General features: G+C 67.2%; 16 protein-coding genes and 1 tRNA gene. 10 read left to right on the top strand and 7 right to left on the bottom strand.

Translation table 11 applies throughout. The features are described from left to right. Positions 1 to 43: 43 nt before the first annotated feature. The gene (locus IG196_RS15510) at positions 44 to 826 is read right to left on the bottom strand and encodes an SDR family oxidoreductase (RefSeq protein WP_192196839.1); all 783 of its coding nucleotides are present in this window, start codon (positions 824 to 826) and stop codon (positions 44 to 46) included. A gap of 99 nt (positions 827 to 925) precedes the next feature. On the opposite strand from IG196_RS15510, the gene IG196_RS15505 reads away from it, so the two are divergent. Continuing rightward, entirely contained in the window at positions 926 to 1,687 is a 762-nt protein-coding gene (locus tag IG196_RS15505) for a GntR family transcriptional regulator (protein WP_192196838.1), read from the top strand. A 3-nt stretch (positions 1,688 to 1,690) separates the two neighbouring features. Here the strand turns inward: IG196_RS15505 and msbA are convergent, their stop codons facing one another. After that, entirely contained in the window at positions 1,691 to 3,475 is a 1,785-nt protein-coding gene (gene msbA, locus IG196_RS15500; RefSeq protein ID WP_192196837.1) for a lipid A export permease/ATP-binding protein MsbA, read from the bottom strand. A 252-nt stretch (positions 3,476 to 3,727) separates the two neighbouring features. Here msbA and tolB point away from each other — a divergent pair, with 252 nt between their 5' ends. From tolB to IG196_RS15470, 6 genes are all read left to right on the top strand, one after another. Beyond that, entirely contained in the window at positions 3,728 to 4,954 is a 1,227-nt protein-coding gene (gene tolB, locus IG196_RS15495) for a Tol-Pal system beta propeller repeat protein TolB (RefSeq protein ID WP_225617056.1), read from the top strand. 38 nt (positions 4,955 to 4,992) lie between these two features. Next, the gene (gene pal / locus IG196_RS15490) at positions 4,993 to 5,511 is read left to right on the top strand and encodes a peptidoglycan-associated lipoprotein Pal (RefSeq protein WP_101491728.1); all 519 of its coding nucleotides are present in this window, start codon (positions 4,993 to 4,995) and stop codon (positions 5,509 to 5,511) included. Continuing rightward, positions 5,511 to 6,263 carry a tol-pal system protein YbgF gene (gene ybgF, locus IG196_RS15485; RefSeq protein ID WP_101491727.1) on the top strand — a complete coding sequence of 251 codons (753 nt, stop codon included), beginning with the start codon at positions 5,511 to 5,513 and terminating at the stop codon, positions 6,261 to 6,263. Before pal ends, ybgF begins: the two co-directional genes overlap by 1 nt. A 63-nt stretch (positions 6,264 to 6,326) precedes the next feature. Beyond that, entirely contained in the window at positions 6,327 to 7,145 is an 819-nt protein-coding gene (locus IG196_RS15480; RefSeq protein ID WP_192197029.1) for a ThiF family adenylyltransferase, read from the top strand. Between the two features lie 51 nt (positions 7,146 to 7,196). Next, positions 7,197 to 7,272: transfer RNA gene (locus IG196_RS15475), tRNA-Lys, on the top strand. 371 nt (positions 7,273 to 7,643) lie between these two features. Further along, positions 7,644 to 8,345 carry a DJ-1/PfpI family protein gene (locus IG196_RS15470; protein WP_192196835.1) on the top strand — a complete coding sequence of 234 codons (702 nt, stop codon included), beginning with the start codon at positions 7,644 to 7,646 and terminating at the stop codon, positions 8,343 to 8,345. Here IG196_RS15470 and IG196_RS15465 read toward each other — a convergent pair. After that, positions 8,342 to 9,376 (bottom strand): GlxA family transcriptional regulator, encoded by a 1,035-nt coding sequence (locus IG196_RS15465; RefSeq protein ID WP_192196834.1) that lies wholly within the window; start codon positions 9,374 to 9,376, stop codon positions 8,342 to 8,344. The two genes, IG196_RS15470 and IG196_RS15465, sit on opposite strands and share 4 nt — an antisense overlap. Before the next feature lie 211 nt (positions 9,377 to 9,587). Between IG196_RS15465 and IG196_RS15460 the strand changes: the two genes are divergently transcribed. Together IG196_RS15460 and IG196_RS15455 are read left to right on the top strand one after the other, a co-directional pair. Beyond that, positions 9,588 to 11,489 carry an amidohydrolase gene (locus IG196_RS15460; protein ID WP_192196833.1) on the top strand — a complete coding sequence of 634 codons (1,902 nt, stop codon included), beginning with the start codon at positions 9,588 to 9,590 and terminating at the stop codon, positions 11,487 to 11,489. 51 nt (positions 11,490 to 11,540) lie between these two features. Further along, positions 11,541 to 11,924 (top strand): YybH family protein, encoded by a 384-nt coding sequence (locus IG196_RS15455; protein WP_192196832.1) that lies wholly within the window; start codon positions 11,541 to 11,543, stop codon positions 11,922 to 11,924. Positions 11,925 to 11,963: 39 nt separating this feature from the next. Here IG196_RS15455 and IG196_RS15450 read toward each other — a convergent pair whose 3' ends face one another. Further along, a complete protein-coding gene (locus IG196_RS15450; RefSeq protein ID WP_192196831.1) occupies positions 11,964 to 12,206 on the bottom strand; it encodes a hypothetical protein in 243 nt (80 codons plus the stop codon). Positions 12,207 to 12,749: 543 nt separating this feature from the next. Then, positions 12,750 to 13,475, bottom strand: coding sequence for a helix-turn-helix domain-containing protein (locus IG196_RS15445; protein WP_192196830.1), 726 nt, complete (start codon positions 13,473 to 13,475; stop codon positions 12,750 to 12,752). A gap of 71 nt (positions 13,476 to 13,546) precedes the next feature. Between IG196_RS15445 and IG196_RS15440 the strand changes: the two genes are divergently transcribed. Continuing rightward, positions 13,547 to 13,777 carry a helix-turn-helix domain-containing protein gene (locus IG196_RS15440; RefSeq protein WP_101491718.1) on the top strand — a complete coding sequence of 77 codons (231 nt, stop codon included), beginning with the start codon at positions 13,547 to 13,549 and terminating at the stop codon, positions 13,775 to 13,777. 16 nt (positions 13,778 to 13,793) lie between these two features. On the opposite strand, the gene IG196_RS15435 is transcribed toward IG196_RS15440, so the two are convergent. Both IG196_RS15435 and IG196_RS15430 read right to left on the bottom strand, forming a co-directional pair. Next, entirely contained in the window at positions 13,794 to 14,306 is a 513-nt protein-coding gene (locus tag IG196_RS15435; RefSeq protein ID WP_192196829.1) for a hypothetical protein, read from the bottom strand. 91 nt (positions 14,307 to 14,397) lie between these two features. Then, positions 14,398 to 16,410: an ABC-F family ATP-binding cassette domain-containing protein gene (locus IG196_RS15430; protein WP_192196828.1), complete on the bottom strand. Its 2,013-nt coding sequence runs from the start codon at positions 16,408 to 16,410 to the stop codon at positions 14,398 to 14,400. Between the last annotated feature and the right edge of the window lie 97 nt (positions 16,411 to 16,507).

Here is a 16,507-nt window from a genome sequence, read left to right as displayed (position 1 = left end):
GTCCGGAAAAGAAGAAGAGGGAAAGAAAGGGGAGGCGAGCGGATCAGCTCAGTGCCTGCGTGTGGCCGTCCACCACGAGCTCCTGGCCCGTGACGCTGGCGGCCAGGTCGCTCGCAGCGAACAGCACCATGTTGGCGATGTCCGTGGCCGTCACCATGCGTCCCAGTGCGGCCTGCGCGGTGTAGGCGCGCGTCACTTCATCGAGCGGCTTGCCCAGGGCCTCGGCCTTGGCGGCAATGACCGCACGGATGCGCGGACCGTCGACCGCACCCGGCAGGATCGCGTTGACGCGGATGCCGTCGGGGCCGAGTTCGAGCGCCAGCGTTTTCGTGAAGCCGATCACGGCCCACTTCGAGGCGGAGTAGGGCGAGCGCCCCGGCATGCCCAGGTGCCCGGCGGCCGACGACAGGTTGATGATGGCCGGCAGGCGGCCCTTGCGCAGCCGCGGCACGGCCTGCCGCACGCAGAGGAACTGGCCGGTGACGTTGACGGCCATCGTGCGCTCCCAGTCGGCGAGCGAGACGGTCTCGACCGGGCCGGTCGGGCCGGCCACGCCGGCGTTGTTCACCAGCACGTCGAGGCCGCCGAGTTCGCGGTCGACGGCCTCGAACAGGCGGGCCACGTCGTCCTCCCTGGACACGTCGGCGACGCAGCGGCCCACCTCGGGCAGTTCACGCGCCAACTGGTCGAGGCTGGCAGCCTGCACATCGCAGACGAAGACCTTGGCGCCCGCCGCCGCGAAGCTGCGCACGATGTCCAGGCCGATGCCGTTGGCACCGGCGGTGACGAGCACGCGCCGGCCGGCGAGGGAGTTGTTGTTCCACATGCTGAAGAGATCCTTGGGGTCGATATTGGAATGATCGGGATCGTATATCTGTGATCACAGATAATTCATGGGGAATACCCCTGCCATATACTTCAACGCATGAGCCTCACCGATCTCGTCACCCCCCTCAAGCGCCAGACGCTCAGCGCCAACGTCTACGACCAGTTGCGCGACCTCGTGATGAGCGGGCAGATGATGCCGGGCGAGCAGATTTCATTGCGCAGCGCGGCCGAGGCACTGGGCGTGAGCGTGATGCCGGTGCGCGAAGCGATGCAGCGCCTGGTGGCCGAGCAGGCGCTCGAACTGACGCCCAGCCGCACCTTGCGCGTGCCCCGGATGACAGAGGCGCAGTTCAAGGAAATCACCACCATCCGCACCAATCTCGAAGGCCTGGCCACGGAGCTCGCCGCCTCGGCATCGGGCGCGGTGGCGCTGCGCGACATCACGCGCTGGCACGACGAGTTCGCGGCCGAAATGAATGCGGCCAGCCCGGACGGCTCGAAGCTCGTCACCTTCAACAAGGAGTTCCACTTTGCGGTCTACGCCGCCGCCGACATGCCGGTGTTGCTGCAGATGATCGAGGCGCTGTGGCTGCGCATCGGCCCCATCCTCAACTACGACCTGCGGGCCGGCTCGCGCCGCGTGGGGGACAAGGTGGCGATGTCGCACCATGCGGCGCTGCTGGCCGCATTGAAGCGCCGCGACGGCGCCAAGGCCCGGGCTGCGCTGCAGGGCGACATTGAAAGCGCCGCGGAATTCATCCTGTCGACGGGCGTGCTGGTGTCCGATGGCACGCTGCCGCCGCAGAACGCCGCACCGGCCGCGAAGAAGGCGCGCGCCGCTGCCGGCACTGCGCGCTGAGGTTCAGAGCGTCGGGTCCTGCCCCGGCGCCGCGCTGCGCACTGCCAGCGTCTGCAGCCGTGCATAGAGCCCGTCGCGCGCCATGAGCTGCTGATGGCTGCCTTGCTCGGCGATGCGGCCTTGCTCCATCACGATGATGCGGTCGGCATGCTGGATGGTCGACAGGCGGTGCGCCACGATCAGCGTGGTGCGGCCCTGCATCAGGCGCTGCAGGGCGTCCTGCACCAGTCGTTCCGATTCGGTGTCGAGTGCCGACGTGGCTTCGTCGAGCAGCAGCACGGGCGCGTTCTTGTAGAGCGCGCGGGCAATCGCCAGCCGCTGGCGCTGGCCGCCCGAGAGCTGCGTGGCGTTGTGGCCCAGCACGGTGTCGATGCCCTGCGGCAGCGTCTCGACGTGCGCGCTCAGGTTGGCCGCTTCGAGGCAGGACTGCACGCGCGCGATGTCGATGTCACCGCCGAGTGCCACGTTGGCGGCGAGCGTGTCGTTGAGCATCACCACGTCCTGGCTCACCATCGCAAACTGCGCGCGCAGGCTCTTGAGCTGCCACTCGCTGGTGTCGTGGCCGTCGAGCAGCACCTGGCCGCCGCTGGGCTGCACGAAGCGCGGCAGCAGGTTGACCAGCGTGGTCTTGCCCGAGCCCGACGGGCCGACGAAGGCCACCACCTGGCCCGGCTCGATGACGAGGTTCACACCGTCGAGCGCGCGCAGTCCGTCTTCGCCGCGGTAGCTGACCTCGACATTGCGCAGCTCGATGTGGCCTTGCGCGTGCTCGACGCGGTAGTCGCCCTGCGATTCCGGCGCCACTTCGTCGACGAGGATCAGCCCGCGCTCGAGCGCAGCCAGGCCGCGCGTGATCGGCCCGGCCACCTCGGCGAGGCGGCGGATCGGCGCGATCAGCATCAGCATGGCCGTGATGTAGGCGACGAAGCCACCCACCGTGAAGCCCTGCTCGCCGCTTTGCCAGAGCGCGATCATCACCACGATCGACAGCGCCAGCGCGGCCATCATCTGCGTCAGCGGCGTGGTGGCGGCCTGGGCAATGGTCGACTTCACGGCCAGGCGGTTGAGGCGCTGGCTCAGTTGCTCGAAGCGGCGCTCCTGCGCCTGCTCGGCGCCATGCAGCCGCACCACGCGGTGGGCCAGCACGTTTTCCTCGACCACGTAGGCCAGCTCGTCGGTGGCCTGCTGGCCTTGCTGCGTGAGCTTGTACAGGCGCTTGGAGAACACCTTCATGATCCACGAGATGCTGGGCACCAGGAAGGCGACGATGAGCGTGAGCTTCCAGTTCAGGTAGACCAGGTAGCCCAGTAGCGCGATCAGCGTGAAGCCGTCACGCGAGAGGCCGAGCAGCGCCTGCACCAGCAGCATGGCGCCGGTCTGCACCTCGTACACCACCGTGTTCGACAGCGCACTGGCCGACTGCCGCGCGAACAGCGCCAGCTCGGCGCCGAGCAGCCGTTCGAACAGCACGCGGCGCAGCTTCTGCATGCCTTCGTTGGCGATGCGCGAGAGCGCGTACTGCGAAATGAATTGGGCGATGCCACGCACCGCGAACAGCAGCAGCACGGCGGCCGGAATGAACCACAGCGGCATCTCGCCGCGCGTGAAGCCCCGGTCGAGCAGCGGCTTGAGCAGGGCGGCCATGAGCGGCTCGGTGAGCGCGGCCAGCAGGGCGCCGATCAGCCCCACTGCCCACCATTGGCGCGAACTGCCGAACCAGGTCATGAGTCGCGCCAGCCGGCGCATGAGGGGAGGGCGGGCGCTCTCGCTGCCGGGGGATGCTTGCATAGGCGGCGGATTTTACGGGGCGGCTCCGGCCGCCTTTCAGAGCCCCTGTAGGACCATTTCGCCGGATAAACGTTTTGTGACGGCGGGTCCAACCCAGTGTGTAACATGTGGCCCGTGAAACGCCGGGGAGAAACTTTTTACCCGGAAACCTCTCCGAACCGCATGAACAAGCCGTTGCCAGATCTTTCCCCAACTCCTTCTTCATCGTTGATTGCGCGCCGCAGCCTCATCGCGGCCCTTGCTGCTTCCCCCATGCTTCCCGCCCTGGCCCAGTTCCGGGTCGAGGTGTCGGGTGTGGGGCTGACGCAGCTGCCGATCGCGCTCGTGCCTTTCCGGGGGCAGGATGCCTCGCCCCAGAAGATTTCCGACATCGTCCAGGCCGACCTCGAACGCAGCGGACAGTTCCGCGGCGTCGATGCTTCGGGCCAGGCGCTCGACGAGTCCTCGCGACCCGACCTCGCCCTGTGGCGCCAGCGCACCGCCGATTCGCTCGTGGTGGGCAGCGTCAGCCGGCTGGGCGATGGCCGCTACGACGTGCGCTTCCGCCTGTGGGACGTGGTCAAAGACCGCGACCTCGGCGGCCAGAGCTACACCGTGCCGCAGGGCGACCTGCGCCTGGCGGCGCACCGTATCGCCGACTACGTCTATGAAAAGTTGACCGGCGACAAGGGCATCTTCTCGACCCGCATCGCCTACGTCACCAAGGGCGGCAGCCGCTACTCGCTGTGGGTGGCCGACGCCGACGGCGAGAACGCGCAGGCCGCGCTGGCCAGCCCCGAGCCGATCATCTCGCCCTGCTGGTCGTCCAACGGCCAGCAGCTGGCGTATGTGTCCTTCGAGTCGCGCAAGCCCGTGGTCTACGTGCACAACGTGGCCAGCGGCCAGCGCCGGCTGCTCGCCAACTTCAAGGGCTCCAACAGCGCCCCGGCCTGGGCGCCCGACGGCGGCTCGCTGGCGGTCACGCTCAGCCGCGACGGCGGCTCGCAGCTGTTCACCATTCCGGCCAGCGGCGGCGAACCGCGCCGCCTCACGCAAAGCTCGAGCATCGACACCGAGCCGGTGTACTCGGCCGACGGCAGCACGATCTACTTCGTGAGCGACCGCGGCGGTGCGCCCCAGATCTACAAGATGGGCGCCGGCGGCGGCAACCCGACGCGGGTCACCTTCAGCGGCTCCTACAACATTTCTCCATCCGTCAGCGGCGATGGCCGGTGGTTGGCCTACATCTCGCGGGTCGGCGGTGCGTTCAAACTCCACGTGATGGAGTTGGCCACCGGCAATGTCGCCGCGATCACCGACACCACGGCCGATGAGAGCCCGAGCTTCGCACCCAACAGCAAGCTGATCGTCTATGCCACGCACCTGCAAGGTCGCGAGGCGCTCATGACGACCACGCTGGACGGAAAAATCAAAGCCCGTTTGGCGGGCCAGGCGGGAGACATCCGCGAACCGGACTGGGGTCCGTTTCAAAAGCAATAAGCATTGACCAGATAAATTTACTTGAGGAGTTCGCAAACATGTTGAAACGCACCATCTATTCGCTCGCCATCGTGGCGCTCATCGCCGGTTGCTCGTCGGGCACCAAGCTCAACGAAACGCCGGTCACCGACCGCAGCGGCACGGCCGGCGGCCAGCAAGGCGGCGCTGCCGCCGTGGCGCCCGTGACCATCGACCCCAACGCCAACACGGCGCAAGGTCCGGTCGGCGTCGAGCGCATCGTGTACTTCGACTACGACAGCTACACGGTCAAGCCCGAGTTCCAGTCGGTGATCGACGGCCACGCGCGCTTCCTCAAGGGCGCCACGCAACGTCGCATCTCGATCGAAGGCCACACCGACGAGCGCGGCGGCCGCGAGTACAACCTGGCCCTCGGCCAGAAGCGTTCCGAAGCCGTGCGCCGTGCGCTCACGCTGCTGGGCGTGAGCGACAGCCAGATCGAAGCCGTGAGCTTCGGCAAGGAAAAGCCCGCGGCCCAAGGCGCGGGTGAAGAAGTGTGGGCGCAGAACCGCCGCGCTGAAATCCGCTACACCCGGTGATGCAACCACGTGCCCTGTGGCGAGGCGCGGCCCTCGCCGCCGCCTTGCTCTGCGCGTCGGCCGGCTCGCAGGCTGCGCTGTTCGAGGACGACGAGGCCCGCAAGGCCATCCTCGACCTGCGCCAGCGCGTCGAAGCCATGCGCCAGCAGACCGACCAGCGCCTGGCCGACGAAAATGGCCAGCTGCGTCGCAGCCTGCTCGACCTGCAAAGCCAGATCGAGCAGATGCGCGGCGAACTGGCGCGCATGACCGGCCAGAACGAGCAGCTCACGCGCACGCTGAGCGAAATGCAGTCGCGCCAGAGCACCATCGACGACAAGCTCAAGCAGAACGAGCCGTCCAAGGTCTCGATCGACGGCCGCGAGTTCAACGCCGATCCGAAGGAAAAGGCCGACTTCGAAGCGGCCCTTGGCATCTTCCGCTCCGGCCAATTCGCACAAGCGCAAACCGCGTTCGCCGAGTTCGTGAAGCGCTACCCGCAAAGCGGCTACAACGCGTCCGCGCTGTTCTGGCTCGGCAATGCGCAGTACGCCACGCGCAACTACAACGAAGCCATCGCCAATTTCCGTTCGATGCTCTCGCTCGCGCCCGACCATGCCAAGGCGCCCGAAGCCGTGCTGTCGATCGCGAACTGCCAGATCGAACTGAAAGACACGCGCGCCGCACGCCGCACGCTGGAAGACCTGACCAAGGCCTACCCGCAGTCGGAAGCCGCACAAGCTGGCCGCGAGCGTCTGTCGCGCCTGCGTTGATGCAATGACCGTTTCAGCGGAGCTTTCCGCTTGAGCGCTTCGCCCGAAGCCTCGTCTCTCCCCATGGCCGCCGCGGATGTCGTCACCGACACCGCGGCGCCTGACTTTGCGCGTCGATTCGGCGGTCTCGAGCGCCTGTACGGCGTGGCCGGTGCCACGCGCATCCGCCATGCCCATGTGCTGGTCGTCGGCATCGGCGGCGTGGGTTCGTGGGCGGTCGAGGCGCTGGCGCGCAGCGGAGTGGGGCGCCTGACGCTCATCGACCTCGACCACGTGTCGGAGTCGAACATCAACCGCCAGATCCACGCGCTCGACTCCACCGTGGGGCAGGCCAAGGTCGAAGCCATGCGCGAACGCATCGCGCAGATCAACCCCGAGTGCCAGGTGCTCGCCATCGACGAGTTCGTCGAGCCCGACAACTGGGCGTCGCTGCTCGAGACCGCGCAGGCGGCCCACGGGCCGGTGCACGCGGTCATCGATGCCTGCGACCAGGTGAAGGCCAAGCTCGCCATGGCGGCATGGGCGCGCACGGTGTCGCGCAGCACCGCGTTCATCACGGTCGGTGCGGCAGGCGGCAAGCGGCAGGCGCACAAGGTCGACATCGACGACCTGTCGCTCGTCACCCACGACCCATTGCTGGCCCAGCTTCGCCAGCGGCTGCGCAAGCTGCACGGTGCACCGCGCGAAGGCCGCAAGATCGGCGTCACCTGCGTGTTCAGCCGCGAGAGCGTGGCACCGCCCGATGCGTCCTGTCAGATCGATTCGGGCGACGGTTCGCTCAACTGCCACGGGTACGGATCGGTGGTCAGCGTGACCGCCACCTTCGGTCAATGTGCGGCAGGGTGGGTTCTCGACGAAATTGCGAGAAACAGCACGCTATAATCCAAGGCTTTGCCGGATTCAACGTCGGCAAAAAGCAAGAAAAATGGTTCCGGGACGTTAGCTCAGTTGGTAGAGCAGCGGACTTTTAATCCGTTGGTCACTGGTTCGAATCCAGTACGTCCTACCAGAACCCCCCAAGAGATCCTCATGTGCCGCAGGCACCTGAGGATTTTTTTATGCCTCGGCGTGAAACGCTAGAACCCTGCCTCGCGCCAGGCCACCGAAGCGGCGTAGCGCAGGAAGTGCATCGCGGGCACTTGATGCGGCGGCAATTGATCGCGTCCTGCGGACATTGCCCCTGAAGGTGCGATTCATGCAAAAGAGAGCCCCGCCAATTCGCAAAGAAAGCGAGTGGGTGGGGATTCGGCACAGCTTTTGAAGCGCGGGGCACTGGGGCTTGGCTGTATTTGATGCGGGGTTGGCACTGCGGCCGGGAGAGGGATGGGCATGATTTGGGGCCCTGTACCCCCCGACCATCCTCTTCGCCAAAGGCCCACCATGCGCATCCTTGCCTTGCTCTTCCCCCGCTTCACCGCCATCGACCTCATCGGCCCGGCCAATTGCTGGGGGCTGATCCCCGGTGTCCAGTTCCAGTTCGCTGCCGCGCAGGCAGGCGCGCTGCCCATGGACTTCGGGGGGCCGCACGCGGACATCGTGGCCACGCACGACTTCACGACCTGCTGGCAAGACCCCGATGTGCTGCTCGTGCCGGGCGGCGGCAAGGCAGCCTTCGAGGCGCTTGGCGACGACGCCTACCTGGACGCGATCGCCCGCATCGGTGCCAACGCGGGCTGGGTCACCAGCGTTTGCAACGGCTCGCTGCTTCTTGGGGCGGCCGGCTTGCTCAAGGGCTACAAGGCGGCCTGCTACTGGTATTCGCGCGACGGTCTGGCGTTGTTCGACGCCGAGCCGGTGAACGAACGCGTCGTCATCGACCGCAACCGCGCCACCGGCGGCGGCATGACCGCGGGTGTGGATTTCGGCCTGCACATGATCGGCCAGTGGGCCGGCGAGTCCAACGGCGCGCTGACCGAACTGCTGATGGAATACGCGCCCCAGCCGCCCTTCGGTTCGGGTCGCCCCGAACTCGCTTCACCGGACACGCTGGCGACGGCACGCGGCATCCTGCAGACCGAGATGCCCAACGAACGGGCGGCGCAGGCGGCTCGTCGGCGCGGCTTTGCGCAGCCGCGCGCTTAGTTGAGCAAAGGGGCGGCCTCGGCTTTTTCGAGGGCGCCTGCGTGCCGGTAGGTGTCCGGGGCAACGCCCAGGACGCGCGTGAACGAGCGCCGCATGTTCTGCTCGTCGCCGAATCCGCAGTCGCGCGCGATCTTCTTCAGGCTCAGCGTCGGCTCGGCGAGCGAGCGCAACGCGGCCTCGATGCGGAAGGCCTCGATCGTCTTGGCCGGCGTGCGGCCCGTCTGCTCGGTGTAGCGCCTGGCAAAGGTGCGAGGGGCCATGCCCACGTGGTCTGCCAGTGTCTCCACACTCAGGTCGTCGGCCAGATGGTCGACGAGCCACGCATGCAGCTTGCTGAAACCACGGTCGCCGGCGACCTGCGAGGACAGCGTCTGCGAGAACTGCGACTGGTGGCCCGGGCGCTTCAGGAAGGTCACGAGAGACTGCGCGGCTTCCATCGCGACCTCGTAGCCGTGGTCTTCTTCGAGCATGGCCAGCGCAAGGTCAAGCCCGGCCGTGAAGCCGGCCGAGGTCCACAGTTCCCCGTCGCGCGAGTAGATGTGGTCGGCCTCGATGTGGCCGTGCGGATATCGCTCGGCCATGACGCGGGCGGCCTGCCAGTGGGTGGTGACCCGCTTGTTCCCGAGCAGCCCCGCCTCGGCCAGCAGGAAGGTGCCGGTGCAGATGCCGCAGATGCGCGGGACCTTGCAGCCCTCGCGGGCCAGCCACACCACGAGGTCGGCAGGAATCGGCGGGTCCGCGGGCGGCCCGCCGCCGGGCACGATCAAGGTGCCGATGGCATCGGTGGCGATCTGCGACAACGGCTCGGTTGCGATGCAGATGCCCGACGAGGTGCGGATCGGCTGGCCGTCGATCGATGCGATCACGATGCGGTAGCCCGGCGCGGCGTTGGCAAGAAAGTAGCGCGTGGCCAGCGCGAAGACGTCGGCGGTGCCCGTGACGTCGGAAGCCGTCACCTCGTCGAACGCGAGGATCACCACCAGGTGGCTTTGCTTGTGCAGGTCGAAAGGCTGGCTGGCGGGGGGCTTCATCAAGGTGCTCCATGCAGGGATGCGGCATCGATCGGACGGGGCCGGCCGCGCCTGCTTTTCAGATCGTACGTGCAGCTTTGGGGGAAGGCGAGCGGGGCAGGGGTCGGCCATGCGGTGCGTACGCCCAATGGCTGGAATTGACACCAGTTTGTCCGCGCATGGGGAGATGGCGTCTCTACGCTGACGATCCGCCATCCAGTGAACAAGCGCCATGAACGACTTTTCTGTGCACGTTGCGTTGCCGACGATCTCGCCGGTTCCTCTGTCCGTTCCGCCTGCGCCATCGCTCGCGCGAAAAACGCGTCCGCGCTACCGCTGCGCCTGTTGCATTTCGCGCTCGGCGTTTCTCCAGCTGCTCCAGGACGTGCGCGATGCGGACCACGCGACCGATTGGCGGGTGCCGGCGCCGATCACGCGGCCGATCCTGTGGACGTGCATGGCTGGCGCTTGGCAGGCGCAGGGTCTGTTGAGTGCAGTGTCACCACCCGTCGTCGTCGGCGGCACAGGCCATGCGAAGCCTCTCGTCCGACGACGCGGCGGTCGCGCCGTCGCGGGAGGAGGCGCCGAGCGCGTGCTGTCAGGCGGGCGGATCTTCACTGCGGACCGCGCGCAGTTGTGGTGCGAAGCGCTGGCCATCGATGCGGGTCGCATCGTCGCGATCGGTACGCAGGCCGACATCGAGGCCTGGATCGGCGAGCACACCGAAGTCATCGCGCTCGAGGGGCGCCTGGTGATTCCCGGCTTCAACGACGCGCACATGCACCACACGCCGGACCCCGGCGGTATCCGGCTGCCGATCGACCCCGCCGGTGACGCCGGGTTTGCGCAGGTGGCCTTACTGATCCGCGACGCCGTCGCCGCATCGCCGGCGAGCACGTGGATCTACGGCGTCATGGGCATCGGCCTGTCGATCGACCGCGCGGTGACACGGGACGCGCTCGATGCGCTCGCGCCCGCGCACCCGATCATCCTGCTGGGCATGACCAACCACACCAACGTGGTGAACAGCGCCGCGATGGTTCGCTTGGGCATTGCGGACGAAGAGCCCGATCCGTTGGGCGGCCTCCACGAACGCGTTCCGGGCACCTCGCGCCTGTCGGGGCGCATCCATGAATACGCGCAGTGGGCACCGCAGCGCACCTTCGCATCGATGGCCACGCTCGATGAGGGCGTGGAGAGCCTTCGCGCGCTGGCCGCCGACTGCGCGCGCTGGGGCATCACCAGCCTGCAGAACATGTCGTGGACCCCAGCGGACCGCTATGTCGAGATGCTGAAGGCCGCCGACCTGCCCATCAAGGTGCGGGTGATCCGCTTTCCGCCGTCGGGTCCCCACGGGCGCCTAGTGAGCGAGGGCAGGGCGCTGCCGCGCCAGATGGGTCCGCGCATCCGTGTGGACGGCACCAAGTGGATCCTCGACGGCACGCCTGTCGAGCGGGCGTCGGCCCTTGGCCGGGCTTATGGCGACGATGCAACGACCCGGGGGCGCGAGAACTTTTCGTTGTCCGAGGTGCGCGAGATGCTGCGCGAGAGCATCGCCGCGCGCGAACCGCTGCTGTTGCATGCCATCGGCGCGCAGACCCTGGAGACCGTACTCGCCTGCGCGGAGTCCTTCGGGCCCGGCGTGGATTGGCGTGATCCGGGGTTGCGCATCGAGCACGCCGACGGCATCACCCCCGCACAGATCGACCGCGCCAAGGCTCTGGGCGTGATGGTGGTGCAGAACCCGTCGCACTTCCTGTTCGGCGAGATGTATGCGGCACGCTTCGGTGCCGACACGCCCTTTGCGGCGTTCCGCTCCCTGTTCGCTGCGGGCATCCCGATGGCCATGGGCTCCGACGGGCCGCTGAACCCTTTCCTCGGCCTGTATGCGGCGGTGGTGCATCCGGCGAAGCCCGAAGAGGCCGCGAGCCTGGAAGACGCCTTGGTGGCCTACACGCACGGTGGCGCCATGGCCGAGGGACTGGGCGATCTGAAGGGGCGGTTGGTGCCGGGCGCCTGCGCCGACCTGGCCGTGCTGTCCCAGGACCTGTTTGCGATTCCGGCGCATGAGATCCCGGCCACCCACAGCGTGCTGACGCTGGTCGATGGCCGCATCGTCCACGCGCAGCACTGAATGCCAGCGCTTTCTTCATCCTCATCACCATCATCAACCACGGAAAACACCATGACATTGACCGAGCAGATCCAGCAACGGGAAAACGCGCTGGCAAGCGCCATCGCGCAGCGAAGCATCCCCGCCGCCCTGGCGCTCTACACATCTGAAGCGCAGCTGCTGCCCGAGGGGGCGCCCACCTTCAAGGGTTGGGAGGAGATTTCCCGCTTCTTCGAAGGCGTGTTCGCCCAAGGCGTCGTGGCAGCCAAATTCGTGTCGCTCGATGTCGAAGGGAATGCGTCGGAAGCGTCCGAGGTCGGCGCCTACGAGCTCTATGCAGCGACGTCGGAGGGCACGGTCACGATGGACAGCGGACGCTATCTCGTGCTGTGGCGCAAGGTGGACGGCCAGTGGGTGATCCATCGGGACATGATCAACCACGGCCTCAAGAACTGAGGCGTCGGCGACGCCGCGCAGCGGGCCGATCGGCAGGCGCTACGCCGCGGCGTGCCAGTCTTGCACTGTGGTTGCCTGCGGCGCGGCGAGGTCCGTGAGGCCCTCGTGGCACGGCTGAACCTCCAGGGGATCGCACGGGCTGCTGATCTGGCGCCCGTCGAACTTGATGCGGATGTGCGAATTGCTCGCGCCGGCGACGGTGCCGAGGCGGCCGCCGCAGATGACGCGGCTTCCTCTTTCGAAGCTGACGCCGTAGCGTTCGCGGATGTCCCTGAGGCTCATGTGATTCCCTTTTGTTCCCTGTGCTGACAGTGAACGAATCGTCTCCTGCGCCCGCGTGGAACCGCGTAGGCCGCATTCCGTTACACCGTGTAGGAAAGAAGAGGGGTTGACGGCAGGCGGACGCCTTGGGGCCCCCAGCGCACCGGAAATGAAAAAGCCCTCACGAGGAGGGCTTTGTTCGGAATGTGGTCGTGAACTCTTACGCGGTCCACGCTACGGCAAAGATTCGTTTGCGGAAGTCATTGTTGTTTTTCTCGTCGCTGTGACTTCGACGCGCTGGTATGAGATTCAGCTTGCCTGGCCAGGCAAATGCCCGAGCATTTCGTGCAGCCGCAGATTATATACCAAAATAAATCGACCCCTTCAAAACCTCCATGTCAGCGCGCAGCATGCAGGCAAAAAAAACAGCCCGCACAAGGGCGGGCTGGAAGGGTGACTTGCTGGAGGAGGGAGGATCAGAGGTGCAAGCCACCGGGAGAAACCTCACTGTGCCCAGCGAATCTGTACGCAACCTGACCTCGCGAAAAGAGGCCCTTTCGCTACTCAGTCTTCGTCTTCCCACTTGCCGATCACGGTGCCCAGCACCGTGAAGGGTACGCGCACCGCTTCGTGCGCGGGGTTGAGCGGCAGCAGCCAGCGGCGGCCCGCGTCGGCCTTGTAGACCTTGAAGGTGACCTCGCCGCTGGTGTCGTCGTCGAGCTTGGCGATCACGCGTTCGCCGTCGTCGGGCGTGGTGTGCTGCGGGTCGATAAAAATGATCGATCCGGCCGGGTAGCTTTTCAGGTGCCCGTGCGGTGACGTCATGCTGTCGCCGCGCACGCGCAGCGCGTAGGTGCCGGCGCTGTGGTGGGCGATGCAGGGAATCCAGCGCTCGGCCAGCGTGGGCCGGGGCGGCGATTCGGCGCCGCGCCATTCGCCGGCGTGCTCCCACGTGATCAGCGGCACGGTGCCGGGCGTTTGCGGCGCGAAGCCCGGGCCGGCGGGCGGGATGCGGGTGACGCGGTAGGGGCCGGGCGGTTCGTGGGCGTTGTCGCGTGCCAGGCGGATCTGCACCTCGTCCCACGGGGCGGGACCGTCGCCGGTGTCGAGCCAGTTGGGGTCGGCGCGGTAGGCGCGCGCCAGGGCGAGCACGCTCATCGACCGGCTGGTGTCGCCACGCTCGATCTTCGAGATGCTCGACTGCTTGACGCCCGAAGCGGCCTCGGCCTGCTTCTGCGTCATCTTGGCGAATTTGCGTGCGGCCAGGGCACGAGAAGCAATAGTCTCCATGGGGTGGAGATTCAAGCGCAGATGAATATTCGTATTGGACTCTAGAATATTAAAAAAAGGGAGGGTTCGATATGAAGCCACGCGAGTTGGTGCAGGCGCTGCGAGCGCTGGGATTGACGCAAAAGCAGATCCAGGAACGAACGGGCATTCCGCAGCCCACGGTCAGCAAGATCGGGCTGGGGCGGGTGAGCGACGTGATGTCGCGCCACTACGTCGCGCTGCTGAAGGCCTACGAGCAGCGGATGAAGGAAGAGGCGTTGCGGCCGGCGGCGCACTTTGTGCCGCCGCCGGCGGGCGACTAAGGCAGGTGCGGGAGGCTCAGGCCGGCTTGAGCCGTTCGGTGGGCTCAGGCGGTGTCAGGGCCAGCGTGGTGCTCACGCGCACGCAGTCCTTGATGTGCTGTTCGCCCAACGCACGCAGCGCGGCATAGCCGAGCGCGGCCGACACGACCTGCCCGGCAATGGGCACGTACTTGGTCGCCTGCTTGGCGGTGAGGCGGATGCCGGCGTGGCGGGCCAGCTTCATGAGCAGCTCGCGCGTGACGAGTCGCCCGACGAGCAGGGCGCCGAGCGTGGTGGCGGCCTTCTGGATGCGCTCGCGCTGGTGCGGCGCGAGCTTTTCGACCTGGGTGACCGAGAGGCCGAACTCGGCGCTGATCTGCGGCACGAGGCGCGAGAGCAGCGCCGCGTCGGCCATCCAGTCGACACCGGGCAACGGAATGGCGCTGGCGGCGGCGGCCATGAGGGCCTTGCGGCCGATCAGGCGTCGGCTGCGGTGGATGGCCGCGATGAGTTTTTCATCGCCCCGGGCGAGTTCGATCGAGGAAGGCATGCAGCGTGGCTCCTTGGCGGGTTCCCTGACCTTGCCATGCTACCCGGCCCGCGTCGGCCGGCCGGTGGCCAGCCGCGCGCGGCCAAAGGGTTTAGGCGGCCAGCGCTTCGAGCTGGTCGGACAGCGCCAGCCAGCGTTCTTCGAGCTGCGCGATCTCGTCGTTGAGCGCCTTCAGCCGCTTGCCGGCGTCGGCGATCTCGGCGGGCGGCAGCGGTTCGGCCAGCCTGGCTTCGAGCGTGCTGCGCTCGGTGCTGGCCGCCGCCATGCGCTCGTCGATCTTGGCGATTTCCTTCTTCAGCGGCTTGGCCTGCTCGCTGCGCTGCTGGCGCTCCTGGGCGTCCTGCTTGCGCTGCTCGGGGGTGTGGCTGCTGCTGCTCTTGGTCGATGCCTGGGCGGCTGCAGCGGCGGCCGCAGCCGCTGCCGCGGCGTCCGCCTCGCGCACGGCCACCTTGGCCTCTTCGCGCAGGCGCTTGGCTTCGTCGAGCAGGTAGCGCTGGTAGTCGTCCAGGTCGCCGTCGAAGTCGGTGACGACGCCGCGGCCCACGAGCCAGAACTCGTCGCACACCGAACGCAGCAGCGCACGGTCGTGGCTCACCAGCATCAGCGTGCCTTCGAACTCGTTGAGCGCCACGGCCAGGGCTTCGCGGGTGGCGAGGTCCAGGTGGTTGGTGGGCTCGTCCAGCAGCAGCAGGTTGGGGCGCTGCCAGACCATCATGGCGAGCACGAGGCGGGCTTTTTCGCCGCCGCTCATGGTGCCCACGGGCTGCTTGACCATGTCGCCGCTGAAGTTGAAGCTGCCCAGGTAGCCACGCAGGGCCTGCTCGCCGGTGGCTTCCTTGGCATTGCTGCCGAGTTCGCGCGCCATGCGCACCATGTGCTCGAGCGGGTTGTCCTGTGGGCGCAGCACGTCGAGTTCCTGCTGCGCGAAGTAGCCGATGTTCAGGCCCTTGCCCTCGGTGACTTCGCCGGCCAGTGCGCCCATTTCGCGCGCAATGGTCTTCACCAGCGTCGACTTGCCCTGGCCGTTGGCGCCCAGGATGCCGATGCGCTGGCCCGCCAGCACCGAGCGGCTCACGCCGCGCAGGATGGTCTTGGGCGCTTCGCCTTCGACCTCGTAGCCGAAGCTCGCCTTGTCGATCGAGAGCATCGGGTTCGGGATGTTGCCCGGCTCCTTGAACTCGAAGGTGAAGTCGGCCTCGGCCAGCAGCGGCGCCACGCGCTCCATGCGCTCCAGCGCCTTGACGCGGCTTTGCGCCTGCTTGGCCTTGCTGGCCTTGGCCTTGAAGCGGTCGATGAACTTCTGCAGGTGGGCGATCTTGTCCTGCTGCTTGCTGAAGGCCACCTGCTGCTGCTCCATCTGCAGCGCGCGCATGTCCTCGAACTTGCTGTAGTTGCCGCCGTAGCGCGTGAGCTGGGCGTTGGCGATGTGCAGGGTGACGTCGGTCACGGCGTCGAGAAACTCGCGGTCGTGGCTGATGACGATCATGGTGCCGGCGTACTTCTGCAGCCAGGCTTCGAGCCACACCAGCGCGTCCAAGTCCAGGTGGTTGGTCGGTTCGTCGAGCAGCAGCAGGTCGCTCGGGCACATCAGCGCGCGGGCCAGCTGCAGGCGCATGCGCCAGCCGCCCGAGAAGCTGTTGACGGGCTCGTCGAGCTCGTGCGACTTGAAGCCCAGGCCCAGCACCAGCGCCTGCGCGCGCGGCACGGCGTCGTGCTCGCCGGCATCGGCCAGGTCGGTGTAGGCGTGGGCCAGCTCCATGCCGATGTCGGGATCGTCGGGGTTCTCGGCGTAGGCGGCTTCGATGGCGGCCAGCGTGGCGCGCAGCTCGGTCAGGCGGGTGTCGCCGCCGACCACGAAGTCGGTGGCCGACTCCTCGGTCTCGGGCATGTCCTGCGCGACCTGGGCCATGCGCCACTGCTTGGGAATGTAGAAATCGCCGCCGTCTTCGTGCAGCGTGCCGTTGAACAGCGCGAACAGCGACGACTTGCCGGCGCCGTTGCGTCCCACCAGGCCGACCTTTTCGCCGGGGTTGAGATTGACGGTGGCGCCGTCGAGCAGTTTCTTGGCGCTGCGGCGAAGAATGACGTTTTTGAGAGTAATCATGAAATAGGAACCGTAGGGGGGATTATCCCGTCCGACCTTCAGCGAGCCGGCGCGAAGGGGCAAAGGCGGACATCACCCGATGAAAGGGGGCGCAGCC

Source organism: Variovorax sp. 38R (assembly GCF_014843395.1).
Classification (GTDB): domain Bacteria; phylum Pseudomonadota; class Gammaproteobacteria; order Burkholderiales; family Burkholderiaceae_C; genus Variovorax; species Variovorax paradoxus_H.
The sequence above is the reverse complement of the archived record's forward strand: the minus strand, read 5'-3'. Positions and strand labels throughout refer to the sequence as shown.